Genomic DNA, 15,671 nt, shown 5'->3' with positions numbered 1-15,671 from the left:
TCATGCGACAGCAGGAATCAAAGGCGTGAATTCAACGGGCATCCGACTCGGGCACGACGCCGAAAGTACTGGTCAGTAGGGCTTTCGTCCGAGCATGATCGCATGGCGCCGTTCCGGACACCTGTCCGATTACCGTTCCCCGCCGGCCCGGGCCCGACCGCACACCGTCCGACACGGCGCCGCGCCGCCGGAGCCGGCGGGCATCGGAAGGGGGGAGCCGGGGCAGGAGGGACCCATGACCTCCTCCGCTGTCCCCGCCACACCTGACGAAGACCCGGCGTGCTACGTCGGCCTCGCATCGGCGGAAGCCGAACGCCGAGCCCGCCTGAACGGCTGGTCGCCGCTGCGCCTCCTCCCGCCGGGCTCGCTGGTGACCCTGGAGTACCTGGAAGGGCGCCTCAACTTCGAGGTCGAGGACGGCAGGGTGCGGCGCGCCTGGAAGGGCTGACGGGGCAGACGCCGGCCCGGCCGAGGGCCGCCCGCGCTCCGGTCGGGTTCGAGTCGCCTTCCGTCACCGTTCAGTCGAGGTCCAGGTCGGCGTGCACCATGTCGTGGTCCGAGTACCGGCTGGGGTGCACGCGCTGAGCCTGCGCGGTGACGTCCCGCAGGAAGACGTAGTCGAACTTGCTGCGCCAGTCGGTGGTCGGCTCGCACCCCTGGTCCGGCGACGGGTGGCACCGGAGGTCGGCGTCCGAGGCGAGCGCCCACATCCCGCCGAGTTCCGGGGCGTCCGGCACGGCGTTGAAGTCACCGAGGACGATCGCGCGGTCGTACCGGGCGACCTCCGCGGCGAGCACGCCGATCTGGTCCGCCCGGACCGCTTCCTGTCGCCGCTGGGCGAGGTGGGTGTTGAAGACGCGGACGGACCGACCGTCCACGGTGGTGGTGACCGCCATGTACCCACGGTCCTCGGAGCCGCCGTCGGGGTATTCCGCTTGCTTGTGATCCGTCATCGGCGCCGCGGAAAGAATCGCCTGACCGAAGGCACCCGGGCTCCACGGCAATCCCCCGCAACGGTTCCGGTTCTGCAGAACCATGCCGTACTCGACGTGGTAGTCGAGCCCGTGGAAGTTCCGCAGGTACTGCCGGATCTTCTCGACGTCACGCACGCACGCCTCCTGCAGGCCGATGACCTGAGGCGCGTACGTGGCGATCTCCGCCGCCCGGCCCAGGTTGTGCCCCACCCGACCGCACGGGTTGCAGATGTTCCACGTGACCACGCGGTGCGGTACGACGTCCTCGGCGGCATGGGCGGGCAGCGGCCCGGCGACGAGGGCGCTGCTCGGCGCACTGGGCCCCAGCAGCACCGCGCACACCGCGGCCATGGCGCCCGCGACCCACCACCGCATACCGGTTCCCCTCACCACGACCTCCTCGGCACGGATGCGCGCGGCGTCACCGGTGCCGGGCATCTCGTGAGCCGAGGGTAGGGGACGGGTCGCCGCCGACGCGTGCCCGCCCGGGGGTGAGGCGCACGCGCGCGACGGCCGCCGGGCACGTACTCCCGTGCCCTCCGGTCCCCGCACCGGAACTGAGCCGCCGTCATACAACCGATCGTCCTGGTTCCGCGTCCTCCTCACAGAACCGTTCCTCTTCCTCCCGGCTCCCGGGACCCCACCTACCTGCAAGGACCCTTCATGGCGCGCTCGCTCGACGGCCTCACCTTCGCCCCCACCGCCGACCAGGCTCCCGGGCAGGTCGGCCGGCAGACCCTGTTCGCGTACCACGAGAGCGACGGACAGGTCTGGGCCGAGTACGCCGGCGGCGACGTGGTGCGGGGCCACCTGGTCGGCACCCGGGCCGGCGACGGCATCGACTTCCGTTACGTCCAGCTCCGCACCGACGGTACGACCGCCTCCGGGCACTGCGTCTCCCTCGTCACGGAGCTTCCCGACGGCCGCCTGCGGCTGGAGGAGACGTGGACGTGGGAGTCCCGGCCGGGAAGCGGCACCAGCACGGTCGAACAGCTCGGGTCCGGCAGCGGGCGGGGCGGGACCCAGGACAGCGGCTGACCGGCAGCGGAACGCGACGGGCCCCCGCGGGCCCGCCGCCGCCCCGACCCGCGGCCTGCCGGCCGGGGCGGCGGCCGATATCCTGAGGTCCTCGCTCGGGGCTCTCCCCACGAAGGACAACGCGATGAACGGGCAGACCAACCGGTATCGGTGCCTCGTGTTCCTCGCGGCTCCGCTCCTCGCCTCCTCCGTCGCCCTCACCCCCGCCCCGGCGGCTTCGGGCAGCACGGTGGCGCAGCCGAGAGCCGCGCCCGTGGCGCCCGCCTGCCAACTCCTGCCGAACGGCAACGGCGGGACGGGCGGCGCACCCTCCTACAAGCTCCACCTCGGCGGATTCCCCGCGAACCAGGCGGTGCGGGTGGAGGGGCCGAAGACGTCCCTGCAGGTCAAGGTGAACGGCAAGGGCGTACTGGACCGGCAGGGTCTGCGTCACGGCGCGTACAGCGTGAGCTACAAGGCCGCCGGATCCCAGCAGGCCAAGCGCGTCACCTGCGCCACACCGCCGGCGCAGAAACCGGGCGGCGGCACGAAGGACGTACGGGTCACCCACGTCGAGGTGGTCATCCTGACGCCGGCCGGAAGCGTCATCGACTGCGCCAAGGGCACCACGGCCGAGTTCGACGGCAAGATCACGGCCACCGGAACCGGCAAGGTCCGCTACTACTGGACGTTCGCCTCCAGCTCCACCCCGGTCTCCCCGGGCTCCGTCGACTTCGCCCCGCCCACCACCGGCCACGCCCTGTTGCACGTGGTCCAGGTGCCGCCCCGGCCGAACGCCACGACGGTGAGCACCTTCGTCACCCTGCACCTGCCGGACCAGAAGATGAGCGCGCGGAGCGGACAGGTGACCTTCACCTGCGACAAGAAGTGACCGCGCGCGGCGGTGCTACTGGCTGGTGAGCCGGCCGCCTCCCCGCTCACGGCCCCCGCGGTCTGTCCGGCCATCAGTCACACGGGTGCCACGCGCAGCACGGTGGACGCCGCCCGGCGCGCGCGGGAAGCCGGGGCCGAGGCGGCGCTGCGCCGCTCGGCGGCCGACGTCACCGTCGACCACTCGTACTGACGGGGCCGAGGGCGGGGCGGGGGCTCCCCACCGGAGGGCCAACAACAAAGGCAAGGAGGGGATACGCACTCCTTGCCACTCTCAAGTTATAGCGCGCAGGGGGGCTTGCGGCAAGGCCCCCGGGATGCAGCAAAATCACCGGTCCGAGCCCATGGGCACGGGCCGGGGGACGCGATCGACCGACCGAAGCCGTCGGCATCGCATCCGCGTCCCCGCACTCGCACACCCCCCACCCGCCGCGCAGCAAGGTCGCGAGCGCGCGACCCCGAGATCGGAGCCGTATCCGTGCACCCGCTGACCACCAGCGTGTTCGACCTCCCCGACCACCTCTCGGCCAAGGCCGACCCCCAGCTGACCGCCGGGGACGAACAGCACTTCGCGGCCGTCGCCGAGGGCCTCCGGCAGACGATCGCCGAGGTGTCCGAGCGACTCGACGCCGCGCGCAGGGCGCCCGGCGGCATCGGCCGAGGGGCGATGGACCGGGACAGCGAAATCCACCGGCTGACCGCGCGGCTGCGCGTGCTGCGCCGCTTCGGGTGGGACCTGTGCCTCGGCCGCATGGTCGGCGCCGACGACGGCCGGCCCCTGTACGTCGGACGGTTCGGTCTCACCGACGGCGCGGGCGACCGCCTGCTCATCGACTGGCGGTCCCCGGCGGCCGAGCCGTTCTTCGCCGCCACCCACGCCGACCCGATGGGTCTGTCCAGCCGCCGCCGGTACCGCTGGACCCGCGGCCGGATCGGCGACTACTGGGACGAGGTGTTCACCGCCGAGGGGCTGGAAGGACATGCCGCGCTCGACGACCAGTCCGCGTTCATCGCCACTCTGGGCGGCGACCGGTCGTCCCGGATGCGGGACGTGCTCGGCACCATCCAGGCCGATCAGGACGCCATCATCCGGGCCGGATCCCGCGGCGCGCTCGTCGTCGACGGCGGCCCGGGAACGGGCAAGACCGTCGTCGCCCTGCACCGCACCGCCCACCTCCTCTACTCCGACCCCAGGCTCGGGCACCGCCGTGGCGGCGTGCTGTTCGTCGGTCCGCACCGCCCCTACCTGGCCTACGTAGGGGATGTCCTGCCCAGCCTCGGCGAGGAGGGCGTGCAGACCTGCACCCTCGGGGACCTCGTGGCCGAAGGTGCCGCGGCAGCGGTCGAGAGCGACCCCGAGGTGGCCCGGCTGAAGTCCTCCGCGGACCTGGTGAAGGCGGTCGAGGCGGCCGTCAGGATGTACGAGGAGCCGCCCGCCCGGGGCATGACGGTCACCACCCATTGGTCCGACATCCCGCTGACCGCCGACGACTGGGCCACGGCGTTCGAGGCGGTGGAGCCCGGCACCGCCCACAACGAGGCCCGCGAGCAGATCCGGACGGAACTGATCACGATCCTGTTCGACAAGCACCGGTGGGACAACGACGGCGACGAGGAGGACGTCCCGCCCGAGCTGTTCCGCACGTCGCTGCTGCGGAACCGGGAACTGACCGCCGCCCTCGACCGGGCCTGGCCGACGCTCGAACCGGCCGAACTCGTCGCGGACCTCTGGTCGGTGCCCGCCTTCCTGCGCAGGTGCGCTCCCCACCTCAGCCGGGAGGAGGCGCGGACGCTCCAGCGGGCGGATGCCCACCGCTGGACGGTGTCCGACCTGCCGCTCCTCGACGCGGCACGCCGGCGGCTCGGCGACCCGGGGGCGTCCCTGCGCAAGCGCCGCCACGACGCGTCCGTCGCCGCCGAACGCGAGCGCATGGCCGGGGTCATCGACAGCGTGCTCGCCGCCGACGTCGACGGCGAGGGCGCGGTGACGATGCTGCGCGGCAAGGACCTCCAGGACAGCCTGATCGAGGGGACGGCGCCGGGCGACACCGACCGGGACCCGCTCGCCGGGCCGTTCGCGCACATCGTCGTGGACGAGGCCCAGGAACTGACGGACGCCGAGTGGCAGATGCTGCTGGAGCGTTGCCCGTCCCGGAGCTTCACCATCGTCGGCGACCGGGCACAGGCCAGGCACGGATTCACCGAGTCCTGGCGGCAACGGCTGGAGCGGGTCGGCCTGGACCGGATCACGATGGCCTCGCTGAGCGTCAACTACCGCACCCCGGAAGAGGTCATGGCGCGGGCCGAGCCGGTCATCCGTGCCGCGATCCCCGACGCCAACGTCCCGACGTCCGTCCGAAGCAGCGGACTTCCGGTCGTGCACGGATCCGTGACGGAGCTGAAGTCGGCGGTCGACAACTGGCTCGCGGCGCACGCCGAAGGGGTGGCCTGCGTCATCGGCGCCCCCGCGTTCCGCGAGACCTCGCGCGTCCGCTCGTTGACCCCGGCCCTGGCGAAGGGCCTTGAGTTCGACCTGGTCGTCCTCGTCGACCCCCAGGACTTCGGCACGGGTGTCGAGGGCGCGGTGGACCGCTACGTCGCGATGACCCGGGCGACCCGACAACTGGTCATCCTGACCACCCCCGGGCAGCCCGCGCGTTAGAGGGTGTCACGGAACCTATTGCCCTTCACCACCGCGGAGTCGGCGTCGACCCCGACGCACGCGTCCGGCACCGGGCCGAGATCCTCATCGACGCGCCGCTGCGCACCGTCTGGAAGATCCAGACCGACATCGAGCGCCGGCCGTCCTGGCGACCTCAAGGCCACCGCCGAGGCCACCGCGCGCCCGCGGCCGTGATGTCGCCTCCTGGGGCGCCCGGCCCGCGACGGGACCGGGCGACGGGGTGCGGCCCGTGGCGAGCGGGCCGCACCCCACCGGTCACAGGCCGCGGGTCAACCGCTCGGTGAGGAGCCGGGTGAAGCGGGCCGGGTCGGGCAGGTCGCCGCCCTCGGCGAGCAGCGCGCTGCCGTACACGAGCTCCGCGATCTCCTTCAGGGAGGCGTCGTCCGCGTTCGCGCCGTGCGCCGCGCGCAACGCGGTGATCAGCGGGTGCGTGGGGTTGAGCTCCAGGATCCGCTTGACCGGGGGCATCTGCTGACCCATCGCCCGGTACATCTTCTCCAGGGTCGGAGTCATGTCGTCGGCGTCACCGACCACGCACGCGGCCGACGTCGTGAGCCGTGACGACAGGCGGACCTCCTTGACCTCGTCCGACAGCGCGGCGGTCAGCCAGGGCAGCAGGGCGGCGAACTCCTCGTCGCGCTTCGCCCCGGACTCGGCGTCCTCGTCGTCCCCGGTGGACCCGCCGAGGTCGACCTGACCCTTGGCGATCGACTGCAACCGGTGGCCGTCGAAGGCGGGCACCTGGTCCGTCCAGACCTCGTCGACCGGGTCGGTCAGGATCAGCACCTCGTAGCCCTTGGCGGCGAACGCTTCCATGTGCGGCGAGTTCTCCACCGTGGTGCGGTTCTCGCCCGTCAGGTAGTAGATGGTGTCCTGACCCTCCCGCATGCGCTCGACGTAGGCGCGCAGGGTGGTGGTCGTCCCCTTGTCGTGCGTGGAGTCCGCGGACACCAGCTCCAGCAGGGCCTCGGTGTTGTCGACGTCCTCCAGCAGCCCCTCCTTCAGCACCCGACCGTACTGGCCCCACAACTCCGCGTAGCGCTCGGCGTCGTTGTCGCGCACGGTCTTGAGGGCGCCGAGCACCTTCTTGACCAGGCGTCGGCGCACGCTGCGGATCTGCCGGTCGTGCTGGAGGATCTCGCGGGAGATGTTCAGCGACAGGTCGTGGGCGTCCACCACCCCCTTGACGAAGCGCAGGTAGTTCGGCATCAGCGCTTCGCAGTCGTCCATGATGAACACGCGCTTGACGTACAGCTGCACCCCGCGCTTGCTCTCCCGGGAGTACAGGTCGAACGGCGCCCGCGACGGCACGAACAGCAGGGCCTCGTACTCGAAGTTGCCCTCGGCCCGCATGTGAATGGTCTCGGCCGGATCCTGCCAGTCATGGCTGATCTGGCGGTAGAACTCGTGGTACTCGGCCTCGGTCACCTCGCTGCGCGGCCGGGCCCAGATCGCCTTCATCGAGTTGAGCGTCTCGACGTCGCTCGTCGTGACGTCCTCGGCGTCGGTCCGCTCGACCGTCATCCGGATCGGCCACCGGATGAAGTCCGAGTACTGCTTCACGATCTGCCGGATCTTGTGCTCGTCCAGGTAGTCCGCCAGCCCGTCCTCACCGTCGACGGGCTTGAGGTGCAGGGTCACCGAGGTACCCACGGGCAGACCGTCGACGGACTGGATCTCGTAGGTGCCCTCACCGTCGGACTCCCACCGGGTCCCCTCTTCGCCGCCCGCCCGCCGGGTGTGCAGGGTGACCCTGTCCGCGACCATGAACGCCGAGTAGAAGCCCACGCCGAACTGCCCGATCAGGCTCTGCGCCGCGGCGGCGTCGTCGGCCTCCTTGATCTTCTCCAGCAGGCCGGCGGTGCCCGACTTGGCGATCGTGCCGATCAGCTCCACGAGGTCGTCGCGGGTCATGCCGATGCCGTTGTCCCGGACGGTCAGCGTGCGGGCGTCGGGGTCGGTCTCCAACGTGATGTGCAGATCGGAGGTGTCCGCGCCGAGATCGGCGTCGGTCAGTGACTCCAACCTCAGTTTGTCCAGGGCGTCCGAGGCGTTCGAGATCAACTCGCGCAGGAAGATGTCCTTGTTCGAGTAGATCGAATGGATCACCAAGCGAAGCAACTGACGCGTCTCGGCCTGGAATTCGAGCGTCTCGACACTGCTACCCACTCTGGGAGCTCCCTTCTTTCCGGTTCCCTCGCATGATAGACGCGCCGCCGGCCCTCCCAAGGCCCGTCGGCGCGACCGGCAGCCGCAGGACCAGGCGGGCGCCGTGCGCGGCGTCCTCGGCGGTCAGTGTGCCGCCGTGATGGGCCGACAGGTCCCGGGCGATGGCGAGGCCCAGGCCCGCACCCCCGTGATCGCGGCTACGGGAGTCGTCGAGCCGGGTGAAGCGCTCGAAGACCCGCTCCCGGTCGGCCGCCGGGATGCCGGGACCGTCGTCGGTGACCTCCAGCACGGCCGTACGCGGGCCCGGGCCGCCCGTGGTGCGCAGGGTGATCTCCACCCGCCGGTCCGCGTAACGCTGCGCGTTGTCCAGCAGGTTGGTGACGATCCGGCCGATCCACAGGGCGCTGCCCGTGATCCGCACGCCCTCTTCCAAGCGCCGGCGTACGGGAACCCGGTCGCCCGGCCGCACCCCCACGGCTTCGTCCACCAACGCCGTCAGATCGAGATCGGCGGCGGCCACGGGCTGCGCCGCGTCGATGCGGGCCAACAACAGGAGGTCGGAGGCCAGGTGCTGCAGCCGCTCGACGTCCTGGAGGGCACCACCGATGAGCTCCGGCCACAGCTCCGGGTCCCGTACGGCCAGCGCCACCTCCAACTGCGTGCGCAGCACGGTGATGGGGGAACGCAGTTCGTGCGAGGCGTCGGCGATGAACTGCCGTTGACGGGCCCCGGAGGCCTCCAGCCGGTCCAAGGTGGTGTTCATGGTCTGCGCCAGGCGGGCGACCTCGTCGCGGGTGGCCGGGACCGGCACCCGGCGGTGCAGATCGCGGTCGGAGATCTCGGCCACCTCGGCGCGGATCGCCTCCACGGGCCGCAGCGCCCGGCCGGTCACCCGCCACGTCACCAGGGCCACGGTGGCCAGCAGCAGCGGCATGCCCATCACGAGGGCGGCGGTGGTCGTGTCGTCGGCGGCGTCCGCGTCGCGCAGGGACGCCCCGGCGTAGACGACGGCCGGGCCGCTGGGCGTGTCGGTGACCACCTGGACGACCCGCTGCCGGTGGTCGCCGCCCAACGGGCGCACCCGCCAGGTCTGGAAGCGGACCCCGGGCGGGCCGGGGTTCGCCGTGGAGAACGCGGTGAACGCGGGGACGTCGATGAGGTTGGGCGTGGCGAACAGCACGCGTCCGTCGGCGCCCACGACCTGGACGAACTCGACGCCGCGGGCCATCGGTCGGACCCGGTCCAGTCGGCCGGCCGCGGCGAGCTGCGCCACGCTGTCGGCCTGCCGGCGCGCGTCGTTCTCCGCGTTGCGCAGCAGGTTGGCCTCCAGCAGGCCGAGCAGGGCGAACGAGGCCAGCGACAGGGCCGCCGCCACGACGAGACACGCCCCCGCGGTCGCCCGGGCCCGCACCGTGGTGGGCCACAGCCGCCGCAGCCCCGGCCACCGCAGCAGCGCCGCGCCGCCGAGCGCGCGTACGCCGACGGCCGGGCGACCGTTGCGGAGCCGGTGCCGCAGGACGCGCCCGCGCGCCATCGACCCGTGGCCGAGCAGATCACGGAACCGGAGGCCGCGCGGCCGCAGGCCGCGTACCGCCAGCGGACCGCGGGGATCGGCGCCGGCGGGGGGACGCTCAGCCACCGTCGGCCGCCAGTCGGTAGCCCGCCCCGCGCACGGTCTCCAACGCGGCCCGCCCGAACGGCGCGTCGATCTTCCGCCGCACGGCGCTGACGTGCACCTCGACCACGTTGGGGTCACCCTCGAAGGCGCTGTCCCACACCTGCTCCAGGATGTCGCGCTTGGGCACCACCTCGCCCGAGCGCCGGGCCAGGCACTCCAGGACGGCGAACTCCCGGGCGGTGAGACGTATGTCGGTGCCGTCGCGGGCGCACGAACGCCGGGCGGGGTCGATCACCAGGTCGCCGCAGCGCAGCACCTGCGGGCTGCGGCGGCCCGTGCGCCGCGCGAGGGCCCGGAGCCGGGCGACGAGGACCAGGTAGGAGAACGGTTTGGACAGGAAGTCATCGGCGCCGGTGTCCAGCGCCTCCGCCTCGTCGTACTCGCCGTCCTTCGCGGTGAGCATCAGGATCCCCGACTCGTTGCCGGCGGCGCGCAGCTTCGCGCAGACGCGGTAGCCGTTCAGGCCGGGCAGCATGATGTCGAGCACGATCAGCTCGTAGTCGTGCTCCGTGGCCATCCACAGGCCCTGAAGGCCGTCGTGGGCCACGTCGACCGTGAATCCCTCGGACTGAAGCCCCCGCTGCAGGGCCACGGCCAGCCGCCGTTCGTCCTCCACCACCAGTACGCGCATGCCGAACAGGGTCTCAGGCCCGGGCCGCGGGAGGCTGAAGAGGTCTTCAGCCGGCTTCAGCAGGGCTTCAGGATCGGCTCGGCATGCTCGGGAACCCGCCGGGTGAAGCGCCCGGTTGTCCTGAGGAGCAACGGTATGTCTGACTCGTCCATCCCGCCGTCCGCGCAACCCGAACCGTCCGGGAGGCCCGGCCCGTCCGGCCCGTCCGGCCCGTCCGCGCCGGAGGACGGCGCACCGGCCGCCGGCTCCCGGGGGCGTGCGGCCGTGGGCCGGCTGGTGCCCCGGGGCAACGGCGCCCGCTGGGCCGCGGTCGGCATCGCCGTGGTGGTCGTCGGTGGGGGAGTGGCGGCCCTGGCGGCGGCCGAGCACCACCACGACCGCCAGGACGGGCCGCGCCTGATCCGGACCGCGCCGGGCCCCGGCGGGCCGGGGGAGTACCGGGCCGAAGGCGCCCCCGGTCGCGGTCACCGGGCGGGCCCCGAGAAGCACGGGGCGTTCGGCGGCCCGGCGGCCCCGGGCGGGCGGGGCGGCGCCGCCCAGGCGGCCCCGGCGCCGCTGCCCTCCCTGGCCATCGGCGACGCGGCCGCGAAGGCGGCGGCCGCGGTGACCGGCGGGAAGGTGGAGAGCCTGCGCGTGGTCGCGCAGCAAGGCGGGGGCAGCGCCTGGCTGGCGGTGGTCCTCGGCCCGGACGGCGTCCGCCACTCCGTCACGGTGTCCGGCACGGACGGAGCCATCACCGGCAACACCCCCGTGGACCGGTAGGGCGAGGGCGGCAGGCCCCGGCCGCGGCGCGTGGTGGACGACTGCGACCGGGGGCCCGACCGCCCCGCGCGGTGGACGGGGTCGGGCGCCCCCGACGGAGGAGGACCGCGGTGGATCGTGCCGGCGCCCGTGCAGGCCTCGGAGGAGTACCTGGCGTGGCCGTGAAGGAGACCACGCAGCGGTGGCGACGATCGGGTGACCCTTCTGGTCGCGGGCGCGGTGCTACGGGGGAGCGGTGCGGCGGCAGGGGGCTGTTGAGCACCAACTCCGCGCACCTGTAGGGCAGTTCACTGGACGCACACCCTTGCCGGATGGGGCTGCGTGACCAATGATGCTCCGGGCGTTCGGATTTCGGCTCGGGACGGACCCCGTGCTCACGCCCGCGCCCGGCCGGCCAGGAGGCGTACCGTGCGGACGTACCGTCGTACGAGCAGATCGTTCGTGGTCGCCGGCGCGGCCCTCGCCCTCGTGGTCGGGGTCTCCCCACCGGCGTTCGCCGCGCCGCCGCCGGGCCTACCGGTCAACGCCGACGCGATCGAGCTGACGTACCAGCCCGCCTTCGACTACGACACCGACGGCTGCTACCCGACGCCGGCCATCGGCTCCACCGGAGCGCTGAACGGCGGACTCAGTCCCACCGGCGCCCTCAACGGCAACTGCCGGGACGCCTCGGACCTCGACAACACCAACAGCTACTCCCGATCGACCTGCAACAACGGTTGGTGCGCCGTCGTGTACGCGCTGTACTTCGAGAAGGACCAGGCGATCCCCGGCATCAGCCTCGGCGGCCACCGCCACGACTGGGAACACGTCGTGGTGTGGATCCAGGGCAACGAGGCGAAGTACGTGGCGACGTCGGCCCACGGGGACTTCGTCGTCCACGCGCGGGACCGGATCCGCTGGGACGGCAACCACGCCAAGGTCGTCTACCACAAGGACGGCATCGGCACCCACTGCTTCCGCGCGGCGAACACCAACGACGAACCGGCCGAGAACCACGAGCGCACCTGGCAGTTCCCGGCGCTCGTCGGATGGAACGGCTATCCGCCCGGCCTACGGGACACGTTGACCCGGGCCGACTTCGGCAGCGCCCACTTCGGCCTCAAGGACGGCTCGTTCTCCTCGCACCTGGCCAAGGCCAAACCGGCCGGCATCCCCTTCGACCCGAACGCGTAGGGCGTCCGCGCCCGCCGGCTGCCGTCACCGCTCCGAAGACGGGCGGCAGTAACGGCGTACGAGTGCGGCGTGCTGGGGGAAGCGGCGCAGCAGGTCGGCGGTCCGGCCGAGGGTCATGTCGGCGTAGTCGAACCCGGGGGCGACGGCCTCGCTGATCAGTGCGTGGTCCCCGGCGGTGAGGTGCGACGCCTTCCACACGCCGCCGGGCACCGCGAGGGTGAGGGACTGCCCCCGGCCGGGGTCATGGCCGAGGACCTCGGTGGTGTGCCGGCCGTCCGGGTGGATCAGGTGGTAGGTGATCGGTTCGCCGTGGTGGTGGAAGTGCAGGATGTCGGACTCGTTGAGGTGCCAGTGCCCGACGGGTGACCAACTGGTCAGCAGGTAGTGGATCGAGGTCAGGGTGTAGCGCTCACCGCGGGGCGTCCTGGTGCGCGGGCGGTGGTCGGCCTGGAAGGTGCGTCGGAAGTACCCGCCCTCCACGTGCGGTTCCAGGCCGAGGGTGTTGATCCAGTCCCGCGCGGTGGGCATACGGCCTCCTTCGATCGGTCGGCCTCCTCCACCGCGCCCGGCCGGCGCGAGCACCGCGCCCGACGGCGCGAGCCGGGGCCCGTCGCACGAACCCTACGGGGCCGCGGTGAAAGGCCACCGCGGCCCGCGATCACCGGGCGGCGGCCGGCCCGGCCCGGCGCGCCGCCGACGGCGACGGCGACGCGCCCGCGCCCGGGGCGGCGCACCGCGTCAGCCGCCGTCCCCGGTCGTGATGCGCGCGCACTGTCGTACCACCGCTGCCAGGCTGCCCTCCGCGCGCAGCAAGGAGCGTTGGACGCGGGCCCCGTTGCCGCGTTCCAGGAGCTCGGCGATGCCCGCCCGGACGAGGTCGTCGTCGCCGAGGTCGACGAGTGCTTCGCGGACGTGCTGGTAGAGCGCCTCGACGGCGGCCTCCGCGGCGGCCTCCCGCATGGTCTCCGGGTGGAGGAGGGGCCCGTCGAGTCCGGAGCGGCCGGCCTGCCAGGAGGCCAGCCGCAGCAGGCTGGTGCTGATCCTCGCGGGAGGGTCCCCGGCCCGCCAGGCGCGGGCGGCGGTCTCCACCAGTCCCCGTGCCAGCGCCGCCAGGAGGACCGGGGTGGAGGCGTGCAGGGCGACGTCCGCGACCCTGATCTCCACGGTCGGGTACGAGGCCGACAGTCGGGCGTCGAAGTAGATCATCCCGGTGTCGTGGAGGACACCCGTGCCCACCATGGCAGCCACTTCTTCGTGATAGCGGTCCGCGGAACCGAACACGTCCACCGGGCCCGCGGAGGGCAGTCGGTTCCAGACCCGGCTGCGGTAGCTCGCGTACAGGCTGTCCTCGCCCTGCCAGAACGGCGAGTTCGCGCTCATCGCGGTGAGGACGGGCAGCCACGGCCGGATCCGGTCGAGGACGGCCACCCCCTCCTCGTCCGACTCGACCGACACGTGCACGTGGCAGCCGCAGGTCAGTTGCTCCTGCGCGGTCATGCCGAACTGCCGCGCCACCCATTCGTAGCGCGGTCCGGTACTGAGGGACGGCCGTACCGCCAACGGCGAGGTGCCGACCGCCACGACGAGCCCGCCGGCGGTGGCGGCGTGCCGGGCGGCTTCGCCGCGCCAGCGGACGATCTCCTCGTGGAGCTCGCCCATCTCCGTCACCGGCTTGGTCGCGAACTCGACCTGCTCCTTCTGGAGCTCCGCCTCGAAGGTGTGGCCCTCGGCCGCGTCCCCGCCCGTGCGGCCCTCCCCGTCGGCGGGCGCGCAGGCACGGTCGGCGGCGGCGAGCACCGCCCCCGACAGGGCCCGGGCCTCGCCGCTGTCGGCGTCCACCAACAGCAGTTCCTCTTCGACACCTACGCTGCGCATACGACCGCCTGTCTCGTCATGGATCGAACCGATCTCCGCCTGCCCCGCTCGCGGCCCGGTATACCCGAGAGACAGCGTTCCGTTTGTCGGCCGGTTCTCGCCGTCGACCCGCGGTCGATCCGTGGTGGACGTGCGGTGGACCCCTCGGTCGGCCCGTGGCCGACGCGCCCTCGACCAAAGCCGGCGCCCTCGTGGCGTGGCGCTCGCGCCACTACCGGCGAGTAGTGCGGACGTTCGCGACATTGCTCCGGATGATTTCACCAAGAATTTACCGCCCTCTCGGGGCGCTATTCGTGTGTGACGAGCGCCACAAGTAATTCTCTGGACGCACCACGTCGGCACTGTCTCTAATGGGTCTTCGTGTCCGGCCGACGATCTTGGCCGGGTATCTACGGGGGAAATTCCCGAATCTTGTCGTTGGCAATGGTGCTGAACGAGAGGTCGGAGCGGTGTCAGTGATCCTGGCGGGCGAGAAATGGTCCGGACAATTCAATTCGAGTGACGTGGTACGGCAATGCTGACCCGGTTGCTCCCGAAGCGCGGCCCTGCCCGCACGCTCACCGGCGTCACGCTGGTGCACACCCTCGGACAAGGCATGTGGATGGCGCTGAACGCCATCTACGCCACGTCCGTCCTGAAGCTCTCACCCGGCGAGTTCGGCATCGGAGTCGGTGTCGCCGCGGGCGTCGCGCTCGCCTTGAGCACTCCCAGCGGCCACCTGGCCGACCGGATCGGCCCGCGGGCCGTGCAGATCTGGTCCTTCCTCGGCCTCGGACCGCTCACCGCCGCCCTGCTGTTCGTCGACGGGTTCCGCCAGTACCTGCTGGTGCTGTCCCTACAGGCCGTCGCGTACAGCGCCAGTCGCAGCGCCCGGATGGCCATGGTCGCCGGACTGATCCCACCCGAGGACCGGGTCTCCGTCCGCGCCTACCTGCGGGCCACCAGCAACGTCAGCGTCTCCGTCGGGGCCGCCCTCGCCGGCCTGGCGCTCGTGGTCGACACGCCCGCCGGCTACCGGGCCGCCGTCGTGCTCAACGCCGCCACGTACCTGGCCACCGGCCTGCTCACGCTGCTTCTCCCGGCCGTGCCGCCACAACCGGCCCGACCCGGGCCCGCCCTGGTCGTCCTGCGCGACCGGCCCTTCCTCACGTTCGTCGTGCTGGACGGCCTGCTCTCCATGCACAACCTGCTGCTGGACGTGGTCCTGCCGCTCTGGGTGCTCCACCACACCGGCGCGCCCCGCTGGATGATCGCCGTCATCCTCATCACCAACACCGTCGCGGTCGTCCTGCTCCAGGTCAGAGCCGCGCGCGGAACCGACGAACCGGGCGCCGCGGCGCGGGCGTCCCGGGCCGGGTCACTGTGCCTCGGCGTCGCCTGCGTGATCTTCGCCCTCACCGAGGGCGCTTCCGCGGCCGTCGCCTGCGCCCTGCTCGTCGCCGGCGCGCTGGCGCACGTCCTCGGCGAGATCCGGCAGTCGGCCGGCAGTTGGGGCATGTCCTTCGGCCTCGCCCCGGAGCACGCCCAGGGCCAGTACCAGGGCACGGCCGCGATGGGCGCCGACCTCGGCAAGATGATCGCGCCCGCCCTGCTCACCTGGCTGGCCATCGAGCACGGCGCCGTCGGGTGGCTGATCATGGCCGTCGGCTTCGCCGCGGTCGGAGCCCTGATGCCGCCCGTCGCGCGCTGGGCCGACCGCGTCGGACGATCCGCGCGCACCCGCGAGCCCGCCGCCTCGTAAATCCCGGCTGCTCTTCCCACCCTTTCGGACATTGCTCCGCCATTCCACCATCCGGTCCATCCGACATTTCACGC

The 15,671-nt window shown here is 72.5% G+C and carries 13 protein-coding genes and 1 pseudogene; 8 read left to right on the top strand and 6 right to left on the bottom strand.

The genetic code is table 11. The annotated features are described in order from the left end of the window. Positions 1–235 precede the first annotated feature (235 nt). On the top strand, positions 236–448 hold the full coding sequence (locus AB0D46_RS03085; protein ID WP_362875512.1) for an I78 family peptidase inhibitor: 213 nt from the start codon (positions 236–238) through the stop codon (positions 446–448). 70 nt (positions 449–518) lie between these two features. On the opposite strand, the gene AB0D46_RS03080 is transcribed toward AB0D46_RS03085, so the two are convergent. Beyond that, positions 519–1,349 (bottom strand): endonuclease/exonuclease/phosphatase family protein, encoded by an 831-nt coding sequence (locus tag AB0D46_RS03080; RefSeq protein WP_362875671.1) that lies wholly within the window; start codon positions 1,347–1,349, stop codon positions 519–521. Between the two features lie 288 nt (positions 1,350–1,637). Between AB0D46_RS03080 and AB0D46_RS03075 the strand changes: the two genes are divergently transcribed. The 4 genes and pseudogenes from AB0D46_RS03075 to AB0D46_RS03060 form a co-directional block, all read left to right on the top strand. After that, positions 1,638–2,012 carry a hypothetical protein gene (locus AB0D46_RS03075; protein WP_362875511.1) on the top strand — a complete coding sequence of 125 codons (375 nt, stop codon included), beginning with the start codon at positions 1,638–1,640 and terminating at the stop codon, positions 2,010–2,012. 124 nt (positions 2,013–2,136) lie between these two features. Beyond that, positions 2,137–2,883, top strand: a complete 747-nt coding sequence (locus AB0D46_RS03070) for a hypothetical protein (protein ID WP_362875510.1) — start codon at positions 2,137–2,139, stop codon at positions 2,881–2,883. Positions 2,884–3,360: 477 nt separating this feature from the next. Next, positions 3,361–5,544 (top strand): RNA polymerase recycling motor ATPase HelR, encoded by a 2,184-nt coding sequence (gene helR / locus AB0D46_RS03065; RefSeq protein WP_362875509.1) that lies wholly within the window; start codon positions 3,361–3,363, stop codon positions 5,542–5,544. Between the two features lie 17 nt (positions 5,545–5,561). Then, positions 5,562–5,696 (top strand): annotated as a pseudogene (locus AB0D46_RS03060) (polyketide cyclase /reductase); the annotation flags it as partial. Positions 5,697–5,820: 124 nt separating this feature from the next. Here the strand turns inward: AB0D46_RS03060 and htpG are convergent. From htpG to AB0D46_RS03045, 3 genes are read right to left on the bottom strand one after another with little or no spacing between them, the layout of a single operon-like run. Then, positions 5,821–7,734: a molecular chaperone HtpG gene (gene htpG / locus AB0D46_RS03055; RefSeq protein ID WP_362875508.1), complete on the bottom strand. Its 1,914-nt coding sequence runs from the start codon at positions 7,732–7,734 to the stop codon at positions 5,821–5,823. After that, positions 7,727–9,373, bottom strand: coding sequence for an ATP-binding protein (locus tag AB0D46_RS03050; protein WP_362875507.1), 1,647 nt, complete (start codon positions 9,371–9,373; stop codon positions 7,727–7,729). Before AB0D46_RS03050 ends, htpG begins: the two co-directional genes overlap by 8 nt. Further along, positions 9,366–10,043 carry a response regulator transcription factor gene (locus AB0D46_RS03045; protein WP_362875506.1) on the bottom strand — a complete coding sequence of 226 codons (678 nt, stop codon included), beginning with the start codon at positions 10,041–10,043 and terminating at the stop codon, positions 9,366–9,368. The genes AB0D46_RS03050 and AB0D46_RS03045 overlap by 8 nt, the downstream gene beginning before the upstream one ends. A 135-nt stretch (positions 10,044–10,178) precedes the next feature. Between AB0D46_RS03045 and AB0D46_RS03040 the strand changes: the two genes are divergently transcribed. Continuing rightward, complete coding sequence (locus AB0D46_RS03040) at positions 10,179–10,805, top strand: hypothetical protein (protein WP_362875505.1); 627 nt, start codon at positions 10,179–10,181, stop codon at positions 10,803–10,805. A gap of 441 nt (positions 10,806–11,246) precedes the next feature. Beyond that, a complete protein-coding gene (locus tag AB0D46_RS03035; protein WP_362875670.1) occupies positions 11,247–11,981 on the top strand; it encodes an NPP1 family protein in 735 nt (244 codons plus the stop codon). 24 nt (positions 11,982–12,005) lie between these two features. On the opposite strand, the gene AB0D46_RS03030 is transcribed toward AB0D46_RS03035, so the two are convergent. Together AB0D46_RS03030 and AB0D46_RS03025 are read right to left on the bottom strand one after the other, a co-directional pair. Continuing rightward, entirely contained in the window at positions 12,006–12,509 is a 504-nt protein-coding gene (locus tag AB0D46_RS03030) for a cupin domain-containing protein (RefSeq protein ID WP_362875504.1), read from the bottom strand. Between the two features lie 210 nt (positions 12,510–12,719). Next, positions 12,720–13,856 carry a glutamate--cysteine ligase gene (locus tag AB0D46_RS03025; protein ID WP_362875503.1) on the bottom strand — a complete coding sequence of 379 codons (1,137 nt, stop codon included), beginning with the start codon at positions 13,854–13,856 and terminating at the stop codon, positions 12,720–12,722. Between the two features lie 514 nt (positions 13,857–14,370). On the opposite strand from AB0D46_RS03025, the gene AB0D46_RS03020 reads away from it, so the two are divergent. Then, complete coding sequence (locus AB0D46_RS03020) at positions 14,371–15,597, top strand: MFS transporter (protein WP_362875502.1); 1,227 nt, start codon at positions 14,371–14,373, stop codon at positions 15,595–15,597. The last annotated feature ends 74 nt before the right edge of the window (positions 15,598–15,671 follow it).

Source organism: Streptomyces sp. NPDC048383 (assembly GCF_040651775.1).
GTDB lineage: Bacteria > Actinomycetota > Actinomycetes > Streptomycetales > Streptomycetaceae > Streptomyces.
The sequence above is the reverse complement of the archived record's forward strand: the minus strand, read 5'-3'. Positions and strand labels throughout refer to the sequence as shown.

What these genes read in the sequence shown, in the direction of transcription:
- AB0D46_RS03085 (WP_362875512.1), top strand. Translation starts at nt 236, where the DNA reads ATGACCTCCTCCGCTGTCCCCGCCACACCTGACGAAGACCCGGCGTGC.
- AB0D46_RS03080 (WP_362875671.1), bottom strand. Translation starts at nt 1,349, where the DNA reads ATGCGGTGGTGGGTCGCGGGCGCCATGGCCGCGGTGTGCGCGGTGCTG.
- AB0D46_RS03075 (WP_362875511.1), top strand. Translation starts at nt 1,638, where the DNA reads ATGGCGCGCTCGCTCGACGGCCTCACCTTCGCCCCCACCGCCGACCAG.
- AB0D46_RS03070 (WP_362875510.1), top strand. Translation starts at nt 2,137, where the DNA reads ATGAACGGGCAGACCAACCGGTATCGGTGCCTCGTGTTCCTCGCGGCT.
- AB0D46_RS03045 (WP_362875506.1), bottom strand. Translation starts at nt 10,043, where the DNA reads ATGCGCGTACTGGTGGTGGAGGACGAACGGCGGCTGGCCGTGGCCCTG.
- AB0D46_RS03040 (WP_362875505.1), top strand. Translation starts at nt 10,179, where the DNA reads ATGTCTGACTCGTCCATCCCGCCGTCCGCGCAACCCGAACCGTCCGGG.
- AB0D46_RS03030 (WP_362875504.1), bottom strand. Translation starts at nt 12,509, where the DNA reads ATGCCCACCGCGCGGGACTGGATCAACACCCTCGGCCTGGAACCGCAC.
- AB0D46_RS03025 (WP_362875503.1), bottom strand. Translation starts at nt 13,856, where the DNA reads ATGCGCAGCGTAGGTGTCGAAGAGGAACTGCTGTTGGTGGACGCCGAC.
- AB0D46_RS03020 (WP_362875502.1), top strand. Translation starts at nt 14,371, where the DNA reads ATGCTGACCCGGTTGCTCCCGAAGCGCGGCCCTGCCCGCACGCTCACC.